Raw genomic sequence first — 19,093 nt, 5'->3', positions numbered from 1 at the left:
TGTTTGTGTGACAAGGTTATTGGGTTTAATTGCTTTTCTATTTGACATAATGTATGTTTTGATATACTACTCATATACTAAGTAGGGCTTTAGTAGGGAGGAGATATGGGAGAAGTACGAAGTGGGAAGTTTTAGGTTTGTATTACTACAGTGTCGGGGAAGGCTTGTATTATTCTTGAGGTGCTGAAGTTGTATAGTGGTTGTGGTTCGGGTTGTTTTAGGATTTCTTTTATTTCATCGAGGAATTCGGGTTCGGATTTTGGCATAAGTTGGATGGCCAGTTCGAGGATATTGGCTATGTCAATATTAGGATTGCCTACTAAGGGAGAGATATAGGGTGGCTCTGTTAGCATTGCTACGGTGCAGAGTTTCATTAAATCGTTGACAGTTCCGTAAAGGGAGCTGTAACCGCTGAAGTTAAGGGTAACGGTATACCAGTCTTCCTTTTTAGGGTGGTCTTTGAGACCGGTTAATAGCCAATTGGCTTTTTTGCGGAGTTGGTTGATTGGTGTGTTCATGATGTTGAGGGTTATGAGTTATAAGTTATGAGTTGGTCCTTCGGCCCTTCGACCCTTCGACCCTTCGACTGCGCTCAGGGCAGGCAAGCTCAGGGCAGGCGAGCTCAGGGTGACAAGGATGTTTAAGCAGTGTTTTGGGTTAATGAGGTTGGTGGGATTAGGCAATAGTTTTCGAGCAGGATTTCATCTTCTTGCGGTTGTGAGGGGTTTAGGAGTTGTTGGCGGATGGTATCCAGTAGTTCGGCTTCTTCGTAGGGGATTAGGTCGAGGATGATGCCCAGTACGCCGCTGATGTTGGTGGCGGGTTCGGGGATGCGGGAGGAGCTTGTTTCTCCTTCGAGGGCTAGCATGCATACTTTGACGATATCGGCCATCAAAAACATCACATCCGAATAGCCGGAGAGGTTGAGTTGGAGGGTGTCGAGTCCTTTTTTGGGATTTTGGGATTCGAGTAGGGCGAAGTGCTTGGCGGCTAGTTCGCGGAGGGGTTGTGGGAGGTGGGTGAGTGTTTTCATTTTTAAGGGATTAGGGATTAGGGAAAAGGGATAAGTTTGTTTGGTTTAAAGTTGCGGGTTTCGGTTCCCGCCTTCGCGGGAATGACAGCGGGAATGACAAGTTATGATAGTAGTGGCTTGGTTGAGGAAATCTTGGGTGGCGGTTAGGAGGTAGATGAAATCTTCTTCGGGTGCGTTGAGGTGTAGCCTGTGGTTAAGCAAAGATGGCGGAGCACATAGACAATTGAAACGGTAGCGATCCGCCATTGTTTTAGGGTTGAATGCAGCTGGCAGTGGGTTCCCGCCTTCGCGGGAATGACAATTGGGGTCTGACAAAGTGCAGTAGTTGCACAGTTGGAGCAGGTGTTTTAGACCGAACTCGTTGGGGGTGTAGTGCAGTAGGACTCTGATGAGGCCGAGGGCGATTTGGGTACAGGCGGTGTTGAGCAGTGCTATTTTGCAAAGCTCTACGCCTTGTTGGGGGTTTTCTTTGGCGGCTTGGATGTTGAAGAGAGCCACGGCTTGGCATTTGAGCCAGAAGGCCGTGTCCTCTTCTTGGTTTAACGGTGGTATAGTATTGGCGACGAGGTAAGGCGGATCCTCTTTGTCTAAGCACAGGCGGTGCCCAAAGCGTAGGGCTTGGTTGAAGAAGCGGATTTGGTGGGGATGTTTGGTGGCGAGGTCTGTAGGCTTGTGGAGTAGGACGGTAGCGGTTATGGTTTTGCCGGATAGTTCATGAATACTGTTGGCCATGATAGCGCCTGTAGCGGGGATTTGCTTGGCGGTTATGACCAACAGGTAAAAATGATGAACGGCCCAATTGGCTGTTTTTGAAAGTTGCTCGATTATGATATTGCTGTTGTGGTGTCCTAAGATATACACAGTGCATGGCTCGTAGCGCATGCAACAGTTTTCTAAAATTTCTAATACGGGTTGCTGAGGGAGGTTTAACTGTTTCATGGTGTTGGAATTTTGACGCAAGTTACTAAGCCTTAACCCTGTACCGAACCAGAATGGCTTGTATGCTACCAATGGCTTTGGTATTTTACGCTCCCTTTTGGCATAGTATTTTTACTAAATTGCATACTTAAAGGGCGCTAATTAACCTAACTTTAAACCTTACAGTTTACAAGTAATAATTGTTAAAATATTTCGAATGTTTTGTTTGTTTCGTTTATTTCGTTTAAATTAGCTTACCTAAAACACATTATGAAAACTTTGAACGAACTAAAAAAGCCCTCTAAAACTGAGCAACGTGTTGCTATGGCTTCGTATGCCACCTTGACTGCTGCCATTGAACATATTAGTGCAGAGCAAACGGAGATAGAAATAGAGGAGACCAACGACAAAATAGTTATCCCTTCGAGAGCTTTGAAGCTATTGGGGGATATATTAAAAGCTATGGGGCAAGGGAAACCTATTTCGATAGTTCCTATAGCTACGGAAGTTACTACCCAAAAGGCTGCTGAGTTATTGGGTTGTTCCCGACCTCATTTGGTAAAACTGATAGAGGAAGGTAAAATACCATTTGTAAAAGTGGGTAAACATCGTCGTTTGAAATTTGAAGATGTTATGAATTATAAAATAGCCATGAAAAATGAGCAAAAGCAGCATATTATTGATATTATGAATTTTGATGATGAGATAGGTTTGTAAAAATTACTATAGTTACTAAAAAACCAATAAAACATTTAATACTTTTATTATATTTGAAGTATGGAAACTACTACAAAACCCAAACATATAGGCCGCAACATTAGCCGTATTAGAGAGCTGCGCCAAATGAAGCAAGAAGCTTTAGCCCAAGCTATAGGGGTGAGCCAACAAACTATTTCTACTATTGAAAATAGTGAGACGGTTGATGAAGATAAATTACAACAGATTGCAGAGGCGCTAGGGGTTACTGCAGAAGTCATTAAGAATTTTTCAGAAGATGCAGTGCTTAATATTATTAATAATACTTTCAATACGAACGACAATGGCATTGCAATTTTAAAGACTGAAATTTATCAACCTAATTTCAATCCAATCGATAAAATTGTCGAATTGTATGAGAGGCTACTTGAAGCAGAGAAAGAGAAAAACGTTTTATTGGAGCAGTTGAAGAAATAAGGGAAAGGATAGCTAAAGTCTATCCTTTTTATTTTATAAAAATAGTATCTAAATGAAATTCTAAGAATTCTTTTCTTGGCAAATACCCAATCGGAATATTTATTTTTTGGTTTTCTATATCTGAGAAAAATTTTGAGAAGTAATCAGCCTCTTTTTTCTTTTTAATTTCATTGGATAAGATAACTTTATGATTAGTGTTAATTCCAATCAATCCTTTATCAAAAGCCTTGTCATATAAACTGGATAAACAAATTCCATTCTCAGGATTTAATCTTTCTTTTTCGTTTTTAGACCAAGGCACTATATGACTGGCAAAAAGTAATTGTGGGATGTCGATACCGGAAATGGCGCATTTTGACTCGTAATTAGACAATACCATTTGTCTGAAAACAGATTGGTTTACTCTTGTTTTAACTTCTCTAATTACATTTTCTCCTTTTAAATGACTCAAATCTTTAAGGATATCATTGTATTTTGTTTCTAGAGTTGTTTGTTGTTTTTGTGCAAGGATTTGTTCGCTTAAGAAAACCAACTCTTCCTGATTGTGAAAGAACTCGTCCCAAATAGGTTGGACCTGATTCATGCCGCCTTTAAGGCCTCCAATACCTCTTTGTTGGTGGTATGGGTCAACGCTTGCAAAATTGCCCAAGCGCATTCCAATAGAACTTGGCGTTCTACCCAATAGATTTGCCAGCTCAATAATCTCCGGGGTATGCTTGTGCATCTTCCCAAACGGTAGTTTTAAATAGAGATTGAAGGCTAATATTAGTTCTTCGCGGGTCCAGAGGTTTCGGATTGGCATTTAACTAATAAGTGTCTTTAAATCTTTTAAATTTTTAATATGCCTATTAATATTTTTTCTAATATTAGTGCACTCTTCATTATTAAAAACAATTCCATTTCTGGTTTTAAATGTATTTGTTTCACTATCAAGGACAGCATGGGCAAATTGGTTTCTAACTTCAATTATCTGTTTAGTGTAATCTGATAAAATATCTTTTATTTCCCCATTATCAATATTTCTTATAATCGATCTTACTCTATGATTAGCACCTATATAATATAATAAATCTGAAACAACATTACAATTAGTAATCCTGTTAGCAAAATCAGAATTTGTTTTTAGAAACTTATTTTTAATTATCTCTATAATTTTTTGATCCCCTTTTTCAATTATTTTACTCAAAATATCTTCAATTTCAACATCTAATGAACTTGTTTCATTCATTATCATTCCTCGCATCGCAACAATATTTTGAAATTTTTTTATTGTTTGATTAATAACTTCCATAATCTCACTTTCTAATTCTTTGTAATCTCCACCTGTTAATTGAAAAAAAGTAATTCGGTTGTTACTGAAAAGTTTAATATCCTTAACATTATCATTAGCAGAATAGAAAAATATTTCAGTAAAATTGTGCTCACTATCTCTTACAAAGTCTATTACTTGACTTCCAAAAGTTCCTTCGTTTAGTGAGTAATCTGTTATGATAATATCAAATTCTTTTTTTTTGGAAAATATCTCTTTAAATTCGTTAAAGTCTTCTGTTTCAATGATGTTGCAATTGAAGTATTGATCGGATAGAAAATCTTTTGTCTCGCCTAGTATTTTTTGAAATGGGCGTTCTTTAATTCTATCATCAACCCATAAAATATTATAATCTAACTTCATATTGGAAATGTTATTAAAAATTCAACTCCTTTTCTTGAATCGTTATTAATACATATTGATGCCCCAAGTTTTTTTAAAGTTTCTTTAGTTTGATAAAGTCCTATTCCTGATCCATTAGTTTTTGTATAACCAAATTCAAAAATTTTATCTTTAATTTCATCGGGAATCCCATCACCATCGTCTTTAAAATGTAAAATAATACTGTCTTTATGTTTGACCCATTTAATAAAAATATTTTTTGAGTTTGCTTTTTTTGAATTACTAAACAAATTATCAAATAGGACAGTTATTTCTAAAGGTCTAAATTTGGTTTTATAGCCTATATTGCCTAATGGTTCAAACTCTATATTGATTGGTCTTTTTTGGTGTATAAAAGAATTTACAGGGATGTAATTGTTTACAACATAATCATATGAAAACTGAACAATATCTTCTGTTATTCTCTCACTTTCAAGACTAAATCCAGCATTTGTGACAAATCTTGAAGCACTTAATATTTTTTTAACTTCTAAATTTATATTTAGAACTTCTTCAATTAACTTGTCCTTGGATAAATTACTATTTATTGATTTTACTAACTCATCAAGACTAAAAGTAATATTCCCTGCTGTGTGAACTATTTGATGTTGTAGTGTTAATAAATCCTCTTTGTCTCTATTGTTAATTGAATTGTCAAAAAGTTTTTTCGAAACTTCTTCACTCAATTCTTTTGAAAGTTTTTCATTTTCTATTAGCTTTTCAAAAGCTTCGGCTTCGGCTTCATCTTTAACTTTTCGGAGTTCATCTATTTTCTTTTCAGCTTTTTTGATTGTATTAATGACTGCATCTTTATTAAAAGAATCAGTTTTTATTTGTTCAGTAAGATTAGTTAATACTGTATTTAGCGAGTTTTCAGATTTCTTATTTAGAATACTCAAAATTTCATCTGAAACCTCAAATCGGATAATGTTTTTTGAATTTGTTAATCCGTTTAATAACTTCCTTAAATTATCATTTATGTCATTAATTTTCTCATTTTCTTGACCTTTGTTTTTAATAAAAACATGATCAAAATTGATAAACTCGTCTGGTGAAAGGGAATTACCCCAATCTGTTATATCTATAGTATATTTTTCTAATTTTTTTAAAGTCTCATAAAACCAATTTTCTAAATCTAGGTATGTTTGCGTTTTTATAAGTCCATCCCCTCTACTAGATGTTTCTCGTAAATTATTATTATCACCTTCTATTGAAACATAACCAATTACTTCGCGGGTTCCTAAATATCTACTGTGACCTTGAGCTTTTCTATTATCCATTTTTAAGGGATCTTCACCCCTTTCACCATACGGAAAAATTCTAAGACCATTCTTATAAACAAATATGTGGCCGTATTCAACTGGTTGCAATCCCATTCTTCTGCTAAAAGTAGATTTTGCTGATTGGTTTAAAAAGTAAATTGCAAAATTTAAATCTTTGAAATCTATAAAAGGATTTTCTTCCGTTATAGAGTAAACCATTTTTCCAGCTTCAAATAATGTGGTGACTATCTCTGAAGCGAATACTTTTGATTCAATATAAGTTGTCTTAATCCCTAAAGTATCAAAAATTAGATTCTGAATTTCGCCATTGACGATATCTATATAATTTACTAATGATGAATCAATGGGTTTTTTCGGATTGTCAACTCGCTTCTTGTTTTTACTTATTTGAAGATTATCATTTTCAAGTTCTTCTTTGACTTTTAATATTATTTTGAAGGAATCTTGCTCGTTAATTGTATTAGGATTAATTAACCTGGAAAGAGCATCTTTCAATTGAAGAAATTTTTCTCTATTCCAATTGCTTTTAAGATTTGTTATTTCTAAAACAGTTCCATGCTCAATATTAAAATTACTTTGTTGTATTGTTTCTTGTAGGACTGTAATATTAACAAATTCGTCTTTAATGTCACTTTCAAATTTACTCCAATCAGTAATTAGAACTTCTACTTTTGGATTTGGTTCATCCTTTATTGTTTCAAGATATAGATTGTTTCCTAGTCTATCACATGAAAATCGTCCGATTCCTTTTGCTCCAGCATAGGCTCTTTTCACTTTTATTTTATCACGATAATCATAATTATCTTCCTCTGTCCCTTCTATTTTTGCTGAGTATGCTACAAATAACCATTTATTCACTAGATCATCGTAGTTCATACCTTTACCGTTGTCCTTTATAATTATTTTACCTCTATTGGAATAAATATTATCAAAGATAATTTCAACTTTTGTTGCATGTGCATCATAAGAATTTTTAACTAGTTCAAATACAGCAATAAAATCATCATTGATTAAATCGCTTCCAATTATGTTCTTCAATGCAGAACTAACTTTGAATGATAAAGGGGTTTGCATTATTTAAATAAGTTTTTTTAAAACCAAACCACTCTGCTCACTGAAAAGAGGAGGAATGGCATTCCCGATTTGTGTATATCTTGGCACTTCTTGAGTTCTCCTTTTTCCTCCTGTGGTGTATTTTCCTTGAAAAATATACCAATCAGGGAATGATTGTATACGGGCATATTCACGGACTGTTAAAATTCGTGGCTCTTCATAGTGAATGTAATCGTCAGGTAGTGTTGTAATTGTTGGACTTTTGTCTAAACCGTTTAAAGGTATAACCGTGTGTTTTTTAATATTGAAACGTTCTCTAACTTCTTTGCTTAAGTCAAGATTCCTTCTGTTATGTGTTACTGCTAAAATATCCTCAAAACGTTTAAGAATTATCGGAGAATGCTTTGGAAATCTGTGACTGTTTGGAATTTTCTCTCCTACACCTTGACGCATCAATTTCTGATAGTTGTTTTTTTCTTTTCCATAGATTCCAGATTCAAACGATAAAGAATCAGGGGTCGGTTTCAGTCCGTTTTTCTTAAATAAATCAGAAATCGCATCTTGTAAATTGGTATCAACAGTAAGACCTTTTTCTTTTAAAAACTCAAATTTATTTTCTTTGAGTAAAGAGAAAAAAGTTTCTACTTTTTCTTGTGATGCTTTTTTTAATTCTTTTTGAATACCTACTAATATGAAACGTGTTCTTTTTTGTGGCACACCATATTCACCAAAATTCACCAACTGTCCTTTAACATAATAACCCGCATCATCTAATTTTTGAGTTACAATTGAAGAATATGCAATCCCTTTTTCTTTGTTCTTTTTGAACTCCATTGTAAAACCTTTTACATTTTCGAAGAAAATTATTTTTGGTTTTACAGTTTCAACAAACTTGATGTAAGAATCAATCAAGAGATTTCTTTGGTCATTTTCATTTCGTCTTCCTGCCATAGAGAAGCCCTGACAAGGCGGTCCACCGGCTATCATGGTTACTTTGCCTTTGAGGTTATTTAATTTGTCAGAATAATGACAAAGCACCTCATTAATGTCATGTGCTCCTTTTGGTAACCAATTAGGCCAATCGAAATGATTTTTATTTTGAATTAGATTGTAGTCGAGAGTTTTAAAAGCATCAGGACTTTTTTCAATAGCGAAAAGCCCTTTCCAGCCAGCTTGATGTAAACCTAGAGATAGCCCACCACAGCCCGCAAACAAGTCTATGTAGGTTAATTTTTTTGACATAAAAAAGCATTATGAACAAAAATATAGAAAAAAACCTCATAAAATACAAAAAAACAAATATGATAGCAAATTATTTTGTGGTTTGAATAAAAATTATTTCAAAATAATTCTCCAAATCTCTTCCAAATAACGCCGTCTCTAACTTCAAAAGTTCTTCTTTTACATTCCTTCCTTCTATTTATTTTTCTTCTTGTTTGAAGATGTTTTAACGGATTAGTTTTTATATCTAGCTATCTCTACCCAGGAAAAAATAGAACCTGAAAATAATTAGATTGTATTTGTTGTAAAGTAAAAAAATATTTGTCTTTACAATAAGACAACTTTTTATTTGAGTGACAAGGAGTATTTAGATTTGAAGTAATGAGTAATATCTTCAGTGATTTCCAGCGGTTATCTTTCGGAAAAAATAGACTATGTCAATGAAGTCAATCTATTCTAATTACAAAATGTTTGCTGATTTTATATTGAATCTTTTGAAAAACCCCTGTGTCTATGCTTGCTACGCATTTATTATTTATTTGGAATTTTTGTAAATTATTGTATTTCAGTATATTTCATTATTTAATTCTAAACAACTGAAAATGATCAACTTACACTTGTGTAATCAAAAATATGATCTAATATTTGCAACAAATTGATTAGAATGAATACTTCTTTTGAACGTTGCGAGAATACAAAAGTAGAATGGTTGACACCGCCTGAATTGGTTAAGCAATTAGGGGAATTTGATTTGGACCCTTGTAGTCCAATAGATGCACCATTTTATCATGCCAAAAATAATTTTACTTCACTTGATGATGGGCTACGTAAAGATTGGTTTGGAAGAGTGTATTTGAATCCACCCTATGGAAGAGGTATGGAATTATGGCTAGAGAAGTTAAAGTTTCACGGTAACGGAATAGCATTGATTTTTGCCAGAACAGAAACAAAATGTTTTTTTGAGCATATTTGGAATGATGCAGATGCAATACTATTTGTAAAAGGAAGAATTAAATTTTATCATGTTTCAGGAGTGCAAGGAGGTACGCCTGGTGCTCCAAGTGTTTTTATAGCGTATGGGAAAGCGAATGCTACTGCTCTTAAAAACAGCGGGATTGAAGGCAGATTTATATTTTTAAAATAATCTTTTGATTATTTGATTTCGTAACAAATAAACTCTGCCACGTTGAATTCAGCGTCTATAATCCATTCATTTTCTAATAACAATTTTTTAAATGCTTCGTTTTCATCAATTACATCTTCAACTATTCCTATAACTTGCATGTTTTCTATGTCATTTCCATTAGGAGCTGTTGTATTGCCTTCGGGTGTTATAAATATATATTTTTTCATTAGATTACCTTTTTATAAGTACCTCTTCCGTTAAATTCGATTATTCCTTTATCTCTTAAATATTGAAGTTGTTGGCGGATTTTATCTTTTATAAAATTATTGTTTGGGTGCTTTTGTTTTAATTTATCTTCAAAGGAATAAATATCAGCCAAATTAAATTCTGTCTTTGGAATGCTCTCTATACAGTTCAAAATATCTAAAAGCCAACCTTTTGATTCTTGGCTTTTATTTCTTAGAAAGATGGTTTTGTTAAATGCAGTTTGAACATTTTCGGGATTGATTATTTTGGAATTATTTATTAAAAATATTTTACCAAGTTCAGAAACCTTCGAGATGTCTATATTGCAACCTATCCAACCCGCTCTTTTTGCCGTCTCCGATAGAGGTTTACGTTTTATGATAATATCAGGTGTGAAAAACTGTTTTGGAATAATCAAAAAATTATTGACGGTTAGATTTTTGTCATAGGTTAAAAAGAAAAAATTAGGATTTGTTTCAGAAGTTATTCTTTGAATCATTGAGTTGTATGCTCCATCAGTTATAGTATTGCTAAATTTTCCAGCTTTGCTCTTTAATTCGAATTCTTCGGAGCATTTTAAACAATGGAAATCGGCAACGGGTCTGTTGTTTTCGTAATCATTAAGTGGTTTTTCACCACAACTGGGGCAATACGAATTTTGCTTTACCCAACCTTCGGTTAATACTCTCGCAATTTGGGAATTACTTTTATAACCTTCTGCAAGCGCTAAGTTAAATCTTAAATCCATGTAGTCTAATTAACCTAATTTATTTGCTAAAATAATAATTTAAATGCTACTCATTGTAGTTATTCCCACCAAAAAACCCCAACGTTTCCGCCGGGGTTTAAAAAAACTACTTATTCAACTAACCCAATTTATTTTATCAGTAATTTTTTGGTGATGCCCTCGGCTGTTTTGACCAAGTAGAGGCCTGCCGCCCAGTTGTGGGTATTGAGGGTTTGTGCTGCTTTTTGTGACAGTAGTAGTTTGCCGCTTAGGTCGTACACTTCGATATCGGCGGCGCGGTTAAAGTACACCAAGCCGTTGTTTTCGCTCGGGTTCGGGAACATAGCAAAGGTGTTCTCAGGTTGGTTAACCTCCGGTGTGGAAAGGTTGGTGGTGTTCACTTCAAAAATAGTAATAGTCCCGCTGATTTCGTTGGCTACTAAAATATAGGGCAAACCGGTTGGACTGTTTTCAGGGGCGACATAGGTAATGCCTTCCGGACCGTGGTCTCCGCTGTAGGCTGAGGTGCTGCGACTGTTTTTATAATCGGTAAAGGTCGGATTATTGGGATCGGTTACATTGTACACCATCACACCGCCTATGCGTTCTAAGGAAATAAACGCAAAGGTTTGGCCGCTTATAGTGGCTAAGGTTACGCCCTCGGCTTCCGGTCCTTTGGCACGGCTTCTGCCTTTTGGGGTGTTGTTTTCGTGGTCGGCATTAAAAAGGGTTGGGTAATTGGCCGCCGTGTACCTTTCAAAATCGTCGCCACTGTCATACACCAACTGTTGGGTATTGGCATTGAAAATTGAGAAGGAACGCGAACCCACGGCATGGATGGCTTCAAACTCACTGTCGGCATCCGTATTTCCGTTCAGGTTGGTTACACGGTAACGCCCCATATTGTAAGATTGTTTTAACACGGCAGCATTAGGGAATTCAGCAGGGTCTAACACATAACCGGCCGCGCCTACGGTAGTTCTTTCGTTTAAACCGTCGTATTCTTTTTCGTCGCCTTCGTTAGCGGTTACCAAATAGGTGTTGCTGCCAACCGTATAGTTAGCAATGGCATCCGGAATGTAGTAGGCGTTGATAGGCCAGTTGGCAATAAGTACTTGACCGTTGTTATCGGAGATGTCAAAACCGTTGCCCGGGATGCTGACGTCTTTGGTGCCTAAAGCCCAAACGCCGGTAATGGTAGTGTTGCTAAGGTTGATTTCGGCTACCGCATTGTTTTCTTGTAAGGTTACCCAAGCTTTTTGGGAATCCGAACTAATGGTGATGTATTCCGGCTCGAAGTCTTGCGACAAAGTACTCGTGGCTTTTAATTTTCTAACACCCGAAGCGATTAAAGCGGTTTCCTGTGCATTGAAAGCCGTAAACAACAAAGTAGTCACATTGGCTTGACTTAACGAAGCGATGCCGCCCGAAATATCAATAATGCTTACCGAACCTTCCGGGTCAACGGTATAAGCGGTGTTAGGTTGGCCTTCGTTGGCGGTTAAGACTTTAGTGCCATCGGGCGAAAAGGTAATCATATCGGGTAAGGCGCCTACGGTAACTTGGTTTAAGAAAGTACCGTTGGTATCGAAAAACACTACAGAACCGTTTAAGGTTTCATCGGCATTGGGCGAGGCTACGGCTACTACGCCATTTTTTACCGCTACACTGGTTACACCGCCGTAAACATTCATATTGATGGAGTTAACTACGGAAGGCGCTGTAGGGTCGGCAAAGTTGATGATGTCTAAAAATCCGGCTACGGCACTGGTGGTAAATAACCGTTGGGAAGCGGCATCATGTACTACAATTTCGCAAGTACTGCTATTGCTTCCCGAAGGATCAAAACTACCGATGTAATTCAACTCGATTTCTTCGCTGGCCACAGGCGCCAAACGGTCGTTATCGATAATGTAAATCGTAGCCATAGTGTTTCCGGTAAGCGTTAATCCAACAGGATTTTCTAAGCTCACTACAAAATATTCGGCTTGTTGTTCTTCAGCTGTATCGTCAACAATAGGAATATTGAGGGTTTGGGTTAAAGCACTGCTGCTATTGAAGTTGAGTGTTTGCGTAGTCCATGTGAAATCGGCTGCATTGGCAGTACTAAACGGGGCTGTTTTAACCACCACATCCACCGAACCTGTTTGCGGATTGGACAAATTTAGGGTCAAAGCCACTGAGACGGCATTTTCGTTTACCGTGATAAAATTAGACGCTAAAGCGGCCGTGGTACTTCCGGTAGTAAAGGTTACCGAGTTGGTAGTGGTGATGGCATTGTTGTTTACATCTTCTATAGTGTTTGGCAACAAAGCCAAGTAATAGGTTTGGCTGTTGTTTAAAGCAGCAGTTGGAACTATAGTTATAGTATTGCCGTTTACGGTAGTGGTAAAAGGCACATCGCTGCCCGAGGCATTGCCGAGTTTGAAAGCGATTAAGGCAGCGGCATTACTGTTGTTGAGGGCTGAGTCGTCAACCAAGCGAACGGCTTCGTTAAAGGTGAGAGTTGGGTTTACGGTGGCCGCTACATTTACTGCGCCATCGGCCGGAACAAAAAGCGTTACGGGAGCCGTTGTATCGGGTGCTCCGGAAGGATTGCCTTCCAAGGTAAAATTGTCAAAGCGATTGTTCCCTACAGTGCCGCCTGAACCTTGTAAAAACTCCACTTTCAGTTTAAAGTTCGGATTGTTATCGGTAGTAGGAATAGCGGTGAAGTCGAGTGTCGCTAAGGCAGGATCACCGTTGTTGGGAATGATGTTGGTTAAGAAAGTATAAGTACTGCCATCGGTACTGTAAGACCACACTTGGGTGCCGGCACCTGAGCCTGAGCGGCGGGTAGCAAATTTTACAATCACGTCTTCAAAACCTGTGGTGGGCAAGGCAAATTCTAACGCACCGCCAATAGGGTCGTTGAAACGCAAGTGAGTACCCGAAGCATCGCCGTTACGGGCATTGAGGTTTTGTACGTTAAAGTTTTGTCCGGTTCCGCCGGCAAAATCAATGGTGCTGATGCCTCCCGGAATGGCAGTAAGGGTTGCACCACCAAGGGTTTGAGAGGGCGTAGTAATGGTAGTTACCGAAGTGTTGTTGTTGAAATTCCAATAGTGTACTAAAGTTTGACCGAAGGAAAAATTGGTCAGTAAAAACAGTATGGTAAAAATCAACAATCTTTGGGCGTAGTTGTGGTTCATAGTTGTTTTGTTTTTGATTGATGCAAAGCTCTTCTTACAGTGTTAATTGGTGATTAAGTCAACGACATTGGTTTATTAAGAAGTGGTGGCGGAAGTTTTATTTTTTGTTATCAAAGCGGTTTAGTGTTTTCAATTTCTTAATGTTAGAAGGCAAAGTACAAAGTACAAAGTACGAAGTACGAAGTACGAAGTGGGAAGTGGGAAGTGCGAAGTGGGAGGGTTTAGTTTGTCGATACATTTCAAATCGTTCTCGAACGATTTGAAATACTCGAAGTGACTGCTGCCCTTCGACCCTTCGACCCTTCGACTGCGCTCAGGGCAGGCAAGCTCAGGGCAGGCGAGCTCAGGGTGACAAAATGTACAAAACAAAAACCCCAACGTTTCCGTCGGGGTTTCTTATAAATTAAGTGGTAACTACTACCAAATCTTCACACGCTTTTCGGGTGCTAAGTATAAGGAGTCGGTAGGTTTAATATTGAACGCTTCGTAGAATTCCGGAATGTTGCGTACGGTTCCGTTCACACGGAATAAGGCCGGCGAGTGTGGGTCGCCTGCAATTTGACTGCGCAAAGCTTCTTCGCGGATTTTCTCGGCCCATACTTGTCCCCAGCCCAAGAACACGCGTTGCATACCGGTAAAGCCGTCCATTACCGGTGCTTCTTTGCCGTTTAGGGTAGCTTTGTAGGCTTTGATGGCAATGCTTAGTCCGCCCAAGTCGCCTATGTTTTCGCCTAGGGTAAATTCGCCGTTCACATTTAAATCAGGGAAGGCTTTAAAGCTGTTGTATTGTGCTACCAAAGCCGAAGTTCTCTTTTTAAAGGCCGCTAAGTCTTGTGGTGTCCACCAGTTTTTCATGGTTCCGGTACCGTCGAAGGCGCTGCCTTGATCGTCAAAACCGTGACCAATTTCGTGTCCGATAACGGCTCCGATTCCACCGTAGTTTACAGCATCGTCTGCATTTAAATCAAAGAAAGGCGGTTTTAAAATGGCAGCCGGGAATACAATTTCGTTCAGCGATGGGTTGTAGTAAGCATTTACGGTTTGAGGATTCATGCCCCATTCGGCACGGTCCACCGGTTTGCCTAATTTGGCCAAGTTGCGGTTGTATTCAAATTCGGTCGCACGGGTAGCGTTACCGTACAAATCGTTTTTCACAATTTTCAGGGCAGAGTAGTCTCGCCATTGGTCGGGATAGCCAATTTTAATCATAAAATTATCTACCTTTTTCAAGGCTTCTTTTTTAGTAGCGGCACTCATCCAATCGAGGGTTTTGATGCTTTCGGCGTAGGCTTTCAAAAGGTTTTTCACCATTTGCGTCATGCGCTCTTTGGCTTCCGGAGAGAAGTGTTTTTTAACGTACACTTTTCCAACTACTTCACCTAAACCACCGTTCACCATTTCTACGGCGCGTTTCCAATCTTCTTGTTGGCTTTCGGTACCGTACAAGTTTTTACCATAGAACTCGAAGTTTTGTTTGTCGAGTGCCGTGGTTAATAAGCCGGCAGAACCATTAATCACACCCCATTTTAAATAGGTTTTCCAAGTGTCGATAGGCGTGTTTTTGATGAGGTTGTTCAAGCTTTTAGTATAATCCACTTGTGTTACCACCAATTTTTTCTCTTGGGCAACTCCTGCATTTTTCAGCATGGCCGTCCAATTGAAGTCGGGCATCAAGGTTTTTAAGTCTTTTACCGCGTAAGCATTGTACAATTTTACAATGTCGCGCGTGTCTTCTTTTTTCATTTGTTGGCTGGCCAATGCCGTTTCCAACGCCATAATTTTAGCCGCACTTTCCGCAGGGTTTGGCATGTTGGTTAGTTGGAACATCTTTTCGATGTGTGCCACATATTTTTGACGGATGTCGGTCATTTTGGCATCGGTTGCCAAATAATACTCACGCTCCGGTAGGCCCAAGCCACCTTGCCAAGTAATTAAGGTGTGTTTGGTAGGATCTTTAAAATCCGACATCACCGATACGGAAAACGGGATGTCAACACCGGCGCGGTTGGCTTTCCCGAAATAAGCAGCCAAGTCATCGTAGGAAGCAATAGCATCAATGGCTTTTAACTCCGGTTGGATGGGCGCAATTCCTTTAGCATCTCGGCCTTTGCGGTCCATGAACGAGGCGTAGTAATCGCCTATTTTTTGTTCGTCGGTACCTTCGGCATTGTTGCCTTTGGCGGCTTCTTCAATAATGGCTTTGACGTCTTTTTGCGATTGATCGTATAACATATCAAAGGCGCCATAAGAGGATTTGTCGGCCGGGATCTTGGCGGTTTTCATCCAAGTACCGTTTACGTACATAGCAAAGTTATCGCCGGGTTTGACCAGCGTATCCATATTTTTTTTGTTGATACCCGAAGTGAGTTCTTTTTGGCTGCAGGAAGCTAAAGATAAGGCTGCCAGCAAGGTAAGGGTTGCATTTCTCATTTATATTTTTGATTGAATTGAAAAGCTAAGGTAATGAAAAAAGCCATTGCTTTATTTGGCTATTACAGATTGAAATTCAGATTCACAAAAATATTTCTTCCCATACGCGGCACTTTGTTCCAGTCGGAGTAAGTGGTATAATAAGCGTCCAGTATATTTTCGACGCCTATTTTGGTGTATAACTTGCTGCCTGAAACTACCCATTTGTAACCGAAATTAGCATTTAATAAGGCAAAATCGGCGGTATTGGTTTCGCCATACACCGAACCGTAACGGGTTTGAGCGGTGTTTCCAACGCATTCTATTGCGGCATTGTATTTTACTTTGGTAAACGTTAAAGCCGTTTTATAGCTCAATGGATTAACCAGCGGAAGGGCATTGCCGTTGCTGTCTTTGCCTAAACTATACAATAGGCCGACATTCCATTTCAGGGAGTTGCTGAGGGCGATTTCCGAATTCCAATCGACGTTAAAAATCGTGGCATACGACAACGCAGTGTACAATTTTACGCCACTCGCGCCTATGGTCATAGGGACTAAAACAGTGTCGGGCGTCCCAATGATATAATCCGAAATGCGGAAAAAGGAACTGCTGATTTTGGTACTGATTTTTTCCTTTTTATATCCGATGAACGCATGGGTTTCGATGGATTTTTCGTTGCTTAAGTTTGGATTCCCTACATAGTCAAAGCGGTCGGAACTGTTGAATAGGTAAAAGCCATAGCCTTCGGAAACCGACGGAGCTCTTTCGCCATAACCCAAACCGAAGCCGTATTCCCATTCGCCTTTGTGGTAGTTGTAATGGGCGGCGATGCTTTTTAGGAAACGCGTTTTTTGGCGCGACATTTCAGGGTAAAAGATTTGCAGACTTTGTAAGCCAAAATCACTCGCCACATCGTTGGTATGACTTCCGGCTGAAACCGACAATTTCAGTCCCGAGTGGCAGTTGAAAACCCATTGGTCTTCGGCAAATAAACCGGTGTATAAGGTGCGCACATCGGGCCAAGTGTACATGAACATCAGGTTTTCGTTAGGGTCGTTCGGATACATGGTCATTTCGGCTACGGATTGGTTATAAAACGCATTGAAGTTGGCCAAAAAGTGATGGCGATTTTTTACGGCAGTCGCTTTAGAATACATCCCAAAAGTTTTGCTCCAGCCGGGCATGTCCATGTGAATGGGAACTGATGGCCGCGTGGTATCGTCCATGCGATGGGTGATGGTGTTGAAATACACTTTGGTTTCCCAGTCTTTCACTAAGGATGATTTCGGAATTACTACATATTTCAGGGAGGTAATTAACGCTTCTGCCAAAGATACGTCCATGTGTAAGGCCGGATAACCAACATCGGTGGCTTTGTCGTAAATGACGGAAGCTTCCAGTAGTTTATTGGTAAAGAATTTGAACCCTGCGGTACCGGAGAAATTCAGTTTTCGGAATTGAGAATACAAAATTTCACGGTTGTTTCCCGCGGCGTAATTGTCGGCTTCGCGGAACATGACATCGGTATCTACGTAATACGTACTGTCGGCATAATTCACAGAAGAGCCTACGATTTTCTGACGGTTATTGGTTTCGAAACCAGTGTTGAGGGCGAAATCCCATTGTTGACTTCCGAAACGGTTTTGGCTTCGTTTTAAATCGATGGCACCACCAATGGTTGACCCGAAACACGAGCCTTGCTGCCCGGATTTTATGGTAGCTTCCGATAAATTAGAGACTTCTACATAGGAAGTAATCGGATCCATTTTATCGGTACAGGCGCCAAAAATGCGCATGCCGTCTATGGTGATTAAGGTTCGCTCGGTAGCCATGCTGTTGATGAGCGGTTCCCAAGCATAAGCGCCGCGTTTGACCAAATCGACTTTGCTTCCTTTGTCGAGAAACTCATCGATAGTAGCCAGCGATTTGCTTTGTTTTTCGTGGATTTGTGTTTTTTTGCCGATGACAATAACTTCTTTTAAGTCTTTAGGCACCAAGGAATCTTTGGTTTCTTGGGCATAGGAAAAGAAGCCACTGCACAACAGCAACAGCAATATATTTTTCATCGCATCTGAGATTTAAAAAAGGTCTTGTTCGCTATGAGCAAGACCTTTTTGGAGTGGATTTTTTAGAATTCGAGTTCGAAGAAAATGCTGCTTTCCAACACGGTGTCGGTAATGGCTTCCCCTTTTAAAACGGTACCTTCGGCATTCAACAATTGCAAGTTGATTTTCCAGTAACCCGTCATGGTTAACGATAGTTTGCCTTCGTATAAACCGCCGGCTGTTACTTGAGTGGCATCTACATTGTTTGGCGAACTGTGGTTGCCCATGCTTGGCATTCTCGGGTCGATTTTTACCGTGTAACCATCTACTACCGGGAAATTCATCATGTCTTGCATTTTCCATACCCCGAAAACCACATCGTTAACGGCTACTTTTGGGTGGTGTGGTTCGGCATAAGCCACGATGTATTTGGTGCCGTCGGTTCCGGTAAAGGTATTAACCCTGCGTTCTGTCGAAGCCGGAACATCAATAACAGCAGTGGCTGAATAGGCAGTGCCGTTGATGGTGTAGTTTACTTTTAAATCCCAATATTCTGTTGCATTTTGCGCCATTTGGAAAACGATGTAACCTTCGTACAAGGTACCGTTTGTAGTTACTTTTTCTACTGCCGATTTAGGACAAGAGTGGTTCATCATGGTCATGTGCATGAGCGGCATCCAATTGACTTCAGCATTTTTTACGTAGTCGCCGGTGGCGTTGTCTTTGATGCGTAGGGCGACTTCGTTATAGCCTTGTTCCAAGCTGCCCATGTGGGAATACAATTCGATAGTATGGGTTTCGTTAGCGAATTCTTGGAATTTGGTTAGGTTGGCCAATTCGTCGGCTTCGGGATTGCTATCGTCTGAAGAACAAGCAGTAAAGGTTAGGGCTGAGGCCAATAGGAATAAGGAAAGCGTATATTTTAATAAGGTTTTCATGATTGTAAATTTTAAATAATAAAGATTTGATTGGAAG

General features: G+C 39.0%; 16 protein-coding genes. 3 read left to right on the top strand and 13 right to left on the bottom strand.

Annotated features, from left to right (window positions below; all coding sequences use genetic code 11):
- Positions 1–131: 131 nt before the first annotated feature.
- The 3 genes from SK086_RS01870 to SK086_RS01860 all read right to left on the bottom strand — a co-directional run bounded on the left by SK086_RS01870 (position 132) and on the right by SK086_RS01860 (position 1,972).
- A complete protein-coding gene (locus SK086_RS01870) occupies positions 132–518 on the bottom strand; it encodes a hypothetical protein (RefSeq protein ID WP_324689361.1) in 387 nt (128 codons plus the stop codon).
- A 122-nt stretch (positions 519–640) separates the two neighbouring features.
- Positions 641–1,033 carry a hypothetical protein gene (locus SK086_RS01865; protein ID WP_324689360.1) on the bottom strand — a complete coding sequence of 131 codons (393 nt, stop codon included), beginning with the start codon at positions 1,031–1,033 and terminating at the stop codon, positions 641–643.
- Between the two features lie 45 nt (positions 1,034–1,078).
- On the bottom strand, positions 1,079–1,972 hold the full coding sequence (locus SK086_RS01860) for a hypothetical protein (RefSeq protein ID WP_324689359.1): 894 nt from the start codon (positions 1,970–1,972) through the stop codon (positions 1,079–1,081).
- Between the two features lie 249 nt (positions 1,973–2,221).
- Here SK086_RS01860 and SK086_RS01855 point away from each other — a divergent pair, with 249 nt between their 5' ends.
- Positions 2,222–2,668 (top strand): helix-turn-helix domain-containing protein, encoded by a 447-nt coding sequence (locus SK086_RS01855; RefSeq protein WP_324689358.1) that lies wholly within the window; start codon positions 2,222–2,224, stop codon positions 2,666–2,668.
- A gap of 60 nt (positions 2,669–2,728) precedes the next feature.
- Positions 2,729–3,124 (top strand): helix-turn-helix domain-containing protein, encoded by a 396-nt coding sequence (locus SK086_RS01850; protein WP_324689357.1) that lies wholly within the window; start codon positions 2,729–2,731, stop codon positions 3,122–3,124.
- Between the two features lie 28 nt (positions 3,125–3,152).
- Here the strand turns inward: SK086_RS01850 and SK086_RS01845 are convergent, their stop codons facing one another.
- The 4 genes from SK086_RS01845 to SK086_RS01830 all read right to left on the bottom strand — a co-directional run bounded on the left by SK086_RS01845 (position 3,153) and on the right by SK086_RS01830 (position 8,392).
- Positions 3,153–3,848, bottom strand: coding sequence for an HNH endonuclease (locus SK086_RS01845; protein ID WP_324689356.1), 696 nt, complete (start codon positions 3,846–3,848; stop codon positions 3,153–3,155).
- Between the two features lie 78 nt (positions 3,849–3,926).
- Positions 3,927–4,796, bottom strand: coding sequence for a hypothetical protein (locus SK086_RS01840; protein WP_324689355.1), 870 nt, complete (start codon positions 4,794–4,796; stop codon positions 3,927–3,929).
- Positions 4,793–7,171, bottom strand: coding sequence for an ATP-binding protein (locus tag SK086_RS01835; protein ID WP_324689354.1), 2,379 nt, complete (start codon positions 7,169–7,171; stop codon positions 4,793–4,795). Before SK086_RS01835 ends, SK086_RS01840 begins: the two co-directional genes overlap by 4 nt.
- A gap of 3 nt (positions 7,172–7,174) precedes the next feature.
- Positions 7,175–8,392, bottom strand: coding sequence for a DNA cytosine methyltransferase (locus SK086_RS01830; RefSeq protein WP_324689353.1), 1,218 nt, complete (start codon positions 8,390–8,392; stop codon positions 7,175–7,177).
- 643 nt (positions 8,393–9,035) lie between these two features.
- Here SK086_RS01830 and SK086_RS01825 point away from each other — a divergent pair.
- Entirely contained in the window at positions 9,036–9,515 is a 480-nt protein-coding gene (locus SK086_RS01825) for a DNA N-6-adenine-methyltransferase (RefSeq protein ID WP_324689352.1), read from the top strand.
- A gap of 8 nt (positions 9,516–9,523) precedes the next feature.
- Here SK086_RS01825 and SK086_RS01820 read toward each other — a convergent pair whose 3' ends face one another.
- The 6 genes from SK086_RS01820 to SK086_RS01795 all read right to left on the bottom strand — a co-directional run bounded on the left by SK086_RS01820 (position 9,524) and on the right by SK086_RS01795 (position 19,056).
- Positions 9,524–9,724: a hypothetical protein gene (locus SK086_RS01820; protein ID WP_324689351.1), complete on the bottom strand. Its 201-nt coding sequence runs from the start codon at positions 9,722–9,724 to the stop codon at positions 9,524–9,526.
- Positions 9,724–10,491, bottom strand: a complete 768-nt coding sequence (locus SK086_RS01815) for a DpnI domain-containing protein (protein WP_324689350.1) — start codon at positions 10,489–10,491, stop codon at positions 9,724–9,726. The genes SK086_RS01820 and SK086_RS01815 overlap by 1 nt, the downstream gene beginning before the upstream one ends.
- A 128-nt stretch (positions 10,492–10,619) precedes the next feature.
- Positions 10,620–13,661, bottom strand: coding sequence for a choice-of-anchor I family protein (locus SK086_RS01810; RefSeq protein WP_324689349.1), 3,042 nt, complete (start codon positions 13,659–13,661; stop codon positions 10,620–10,622).
- 417 nt (positions 13,662–14,078) lie between these two features.
- Positions 14,079–16,091, bottom strand: coding sequence for a M13 family metallopeptidase (locus SK086_RS01805; protein WP_324689348.1), 2,013 nt, complete (start codon positions 16,089–16,091; stop codon positions 14,079–14,081).
- A 62-nt stretch (positions 16,092–16,153) separates the two neighbouring features.
- Positions 16,154–18,139 (bottom strand): TonB-copper family protein, encoded by a 1,986-nt coding sequence (locus tag SK086_RS01800; protein WP_324689347.1) that lies wholly within the window; start codon positions 18,137–18,139, stop codon positions 16,154–16,156.
- Positions 18,140–18,201: 62 nt separating this feature from the next.
- Entirely contained in the window at positions 18,202–19,056 is an 855-nt protein-coding gene (locus SK086_RS01795; RefSeq protein WP_324689346.1) for a FixH family protein, read from the bottom strand.
- Between the last annotated feature and the right edge of the window lie 37 nt (positions 19,057–19,093).

This window comes from Flavobacterium cheonhonense (assembly GCF_035671315.1).
In the GTDB taxonomy this organism is placed as follows: domain Bacteria; phylum Bacteroidota; class Bacteroidia; order Flavobacteriales; family Flavobacteriaceae; genus Flavobacterium; species Flavobacterium cheonhonense.
The sequence above is the reverse complement of the archived record's forward strand: the minus strand, read 5'-3'. Positions and strand labels throughout refer to the sequence as shown.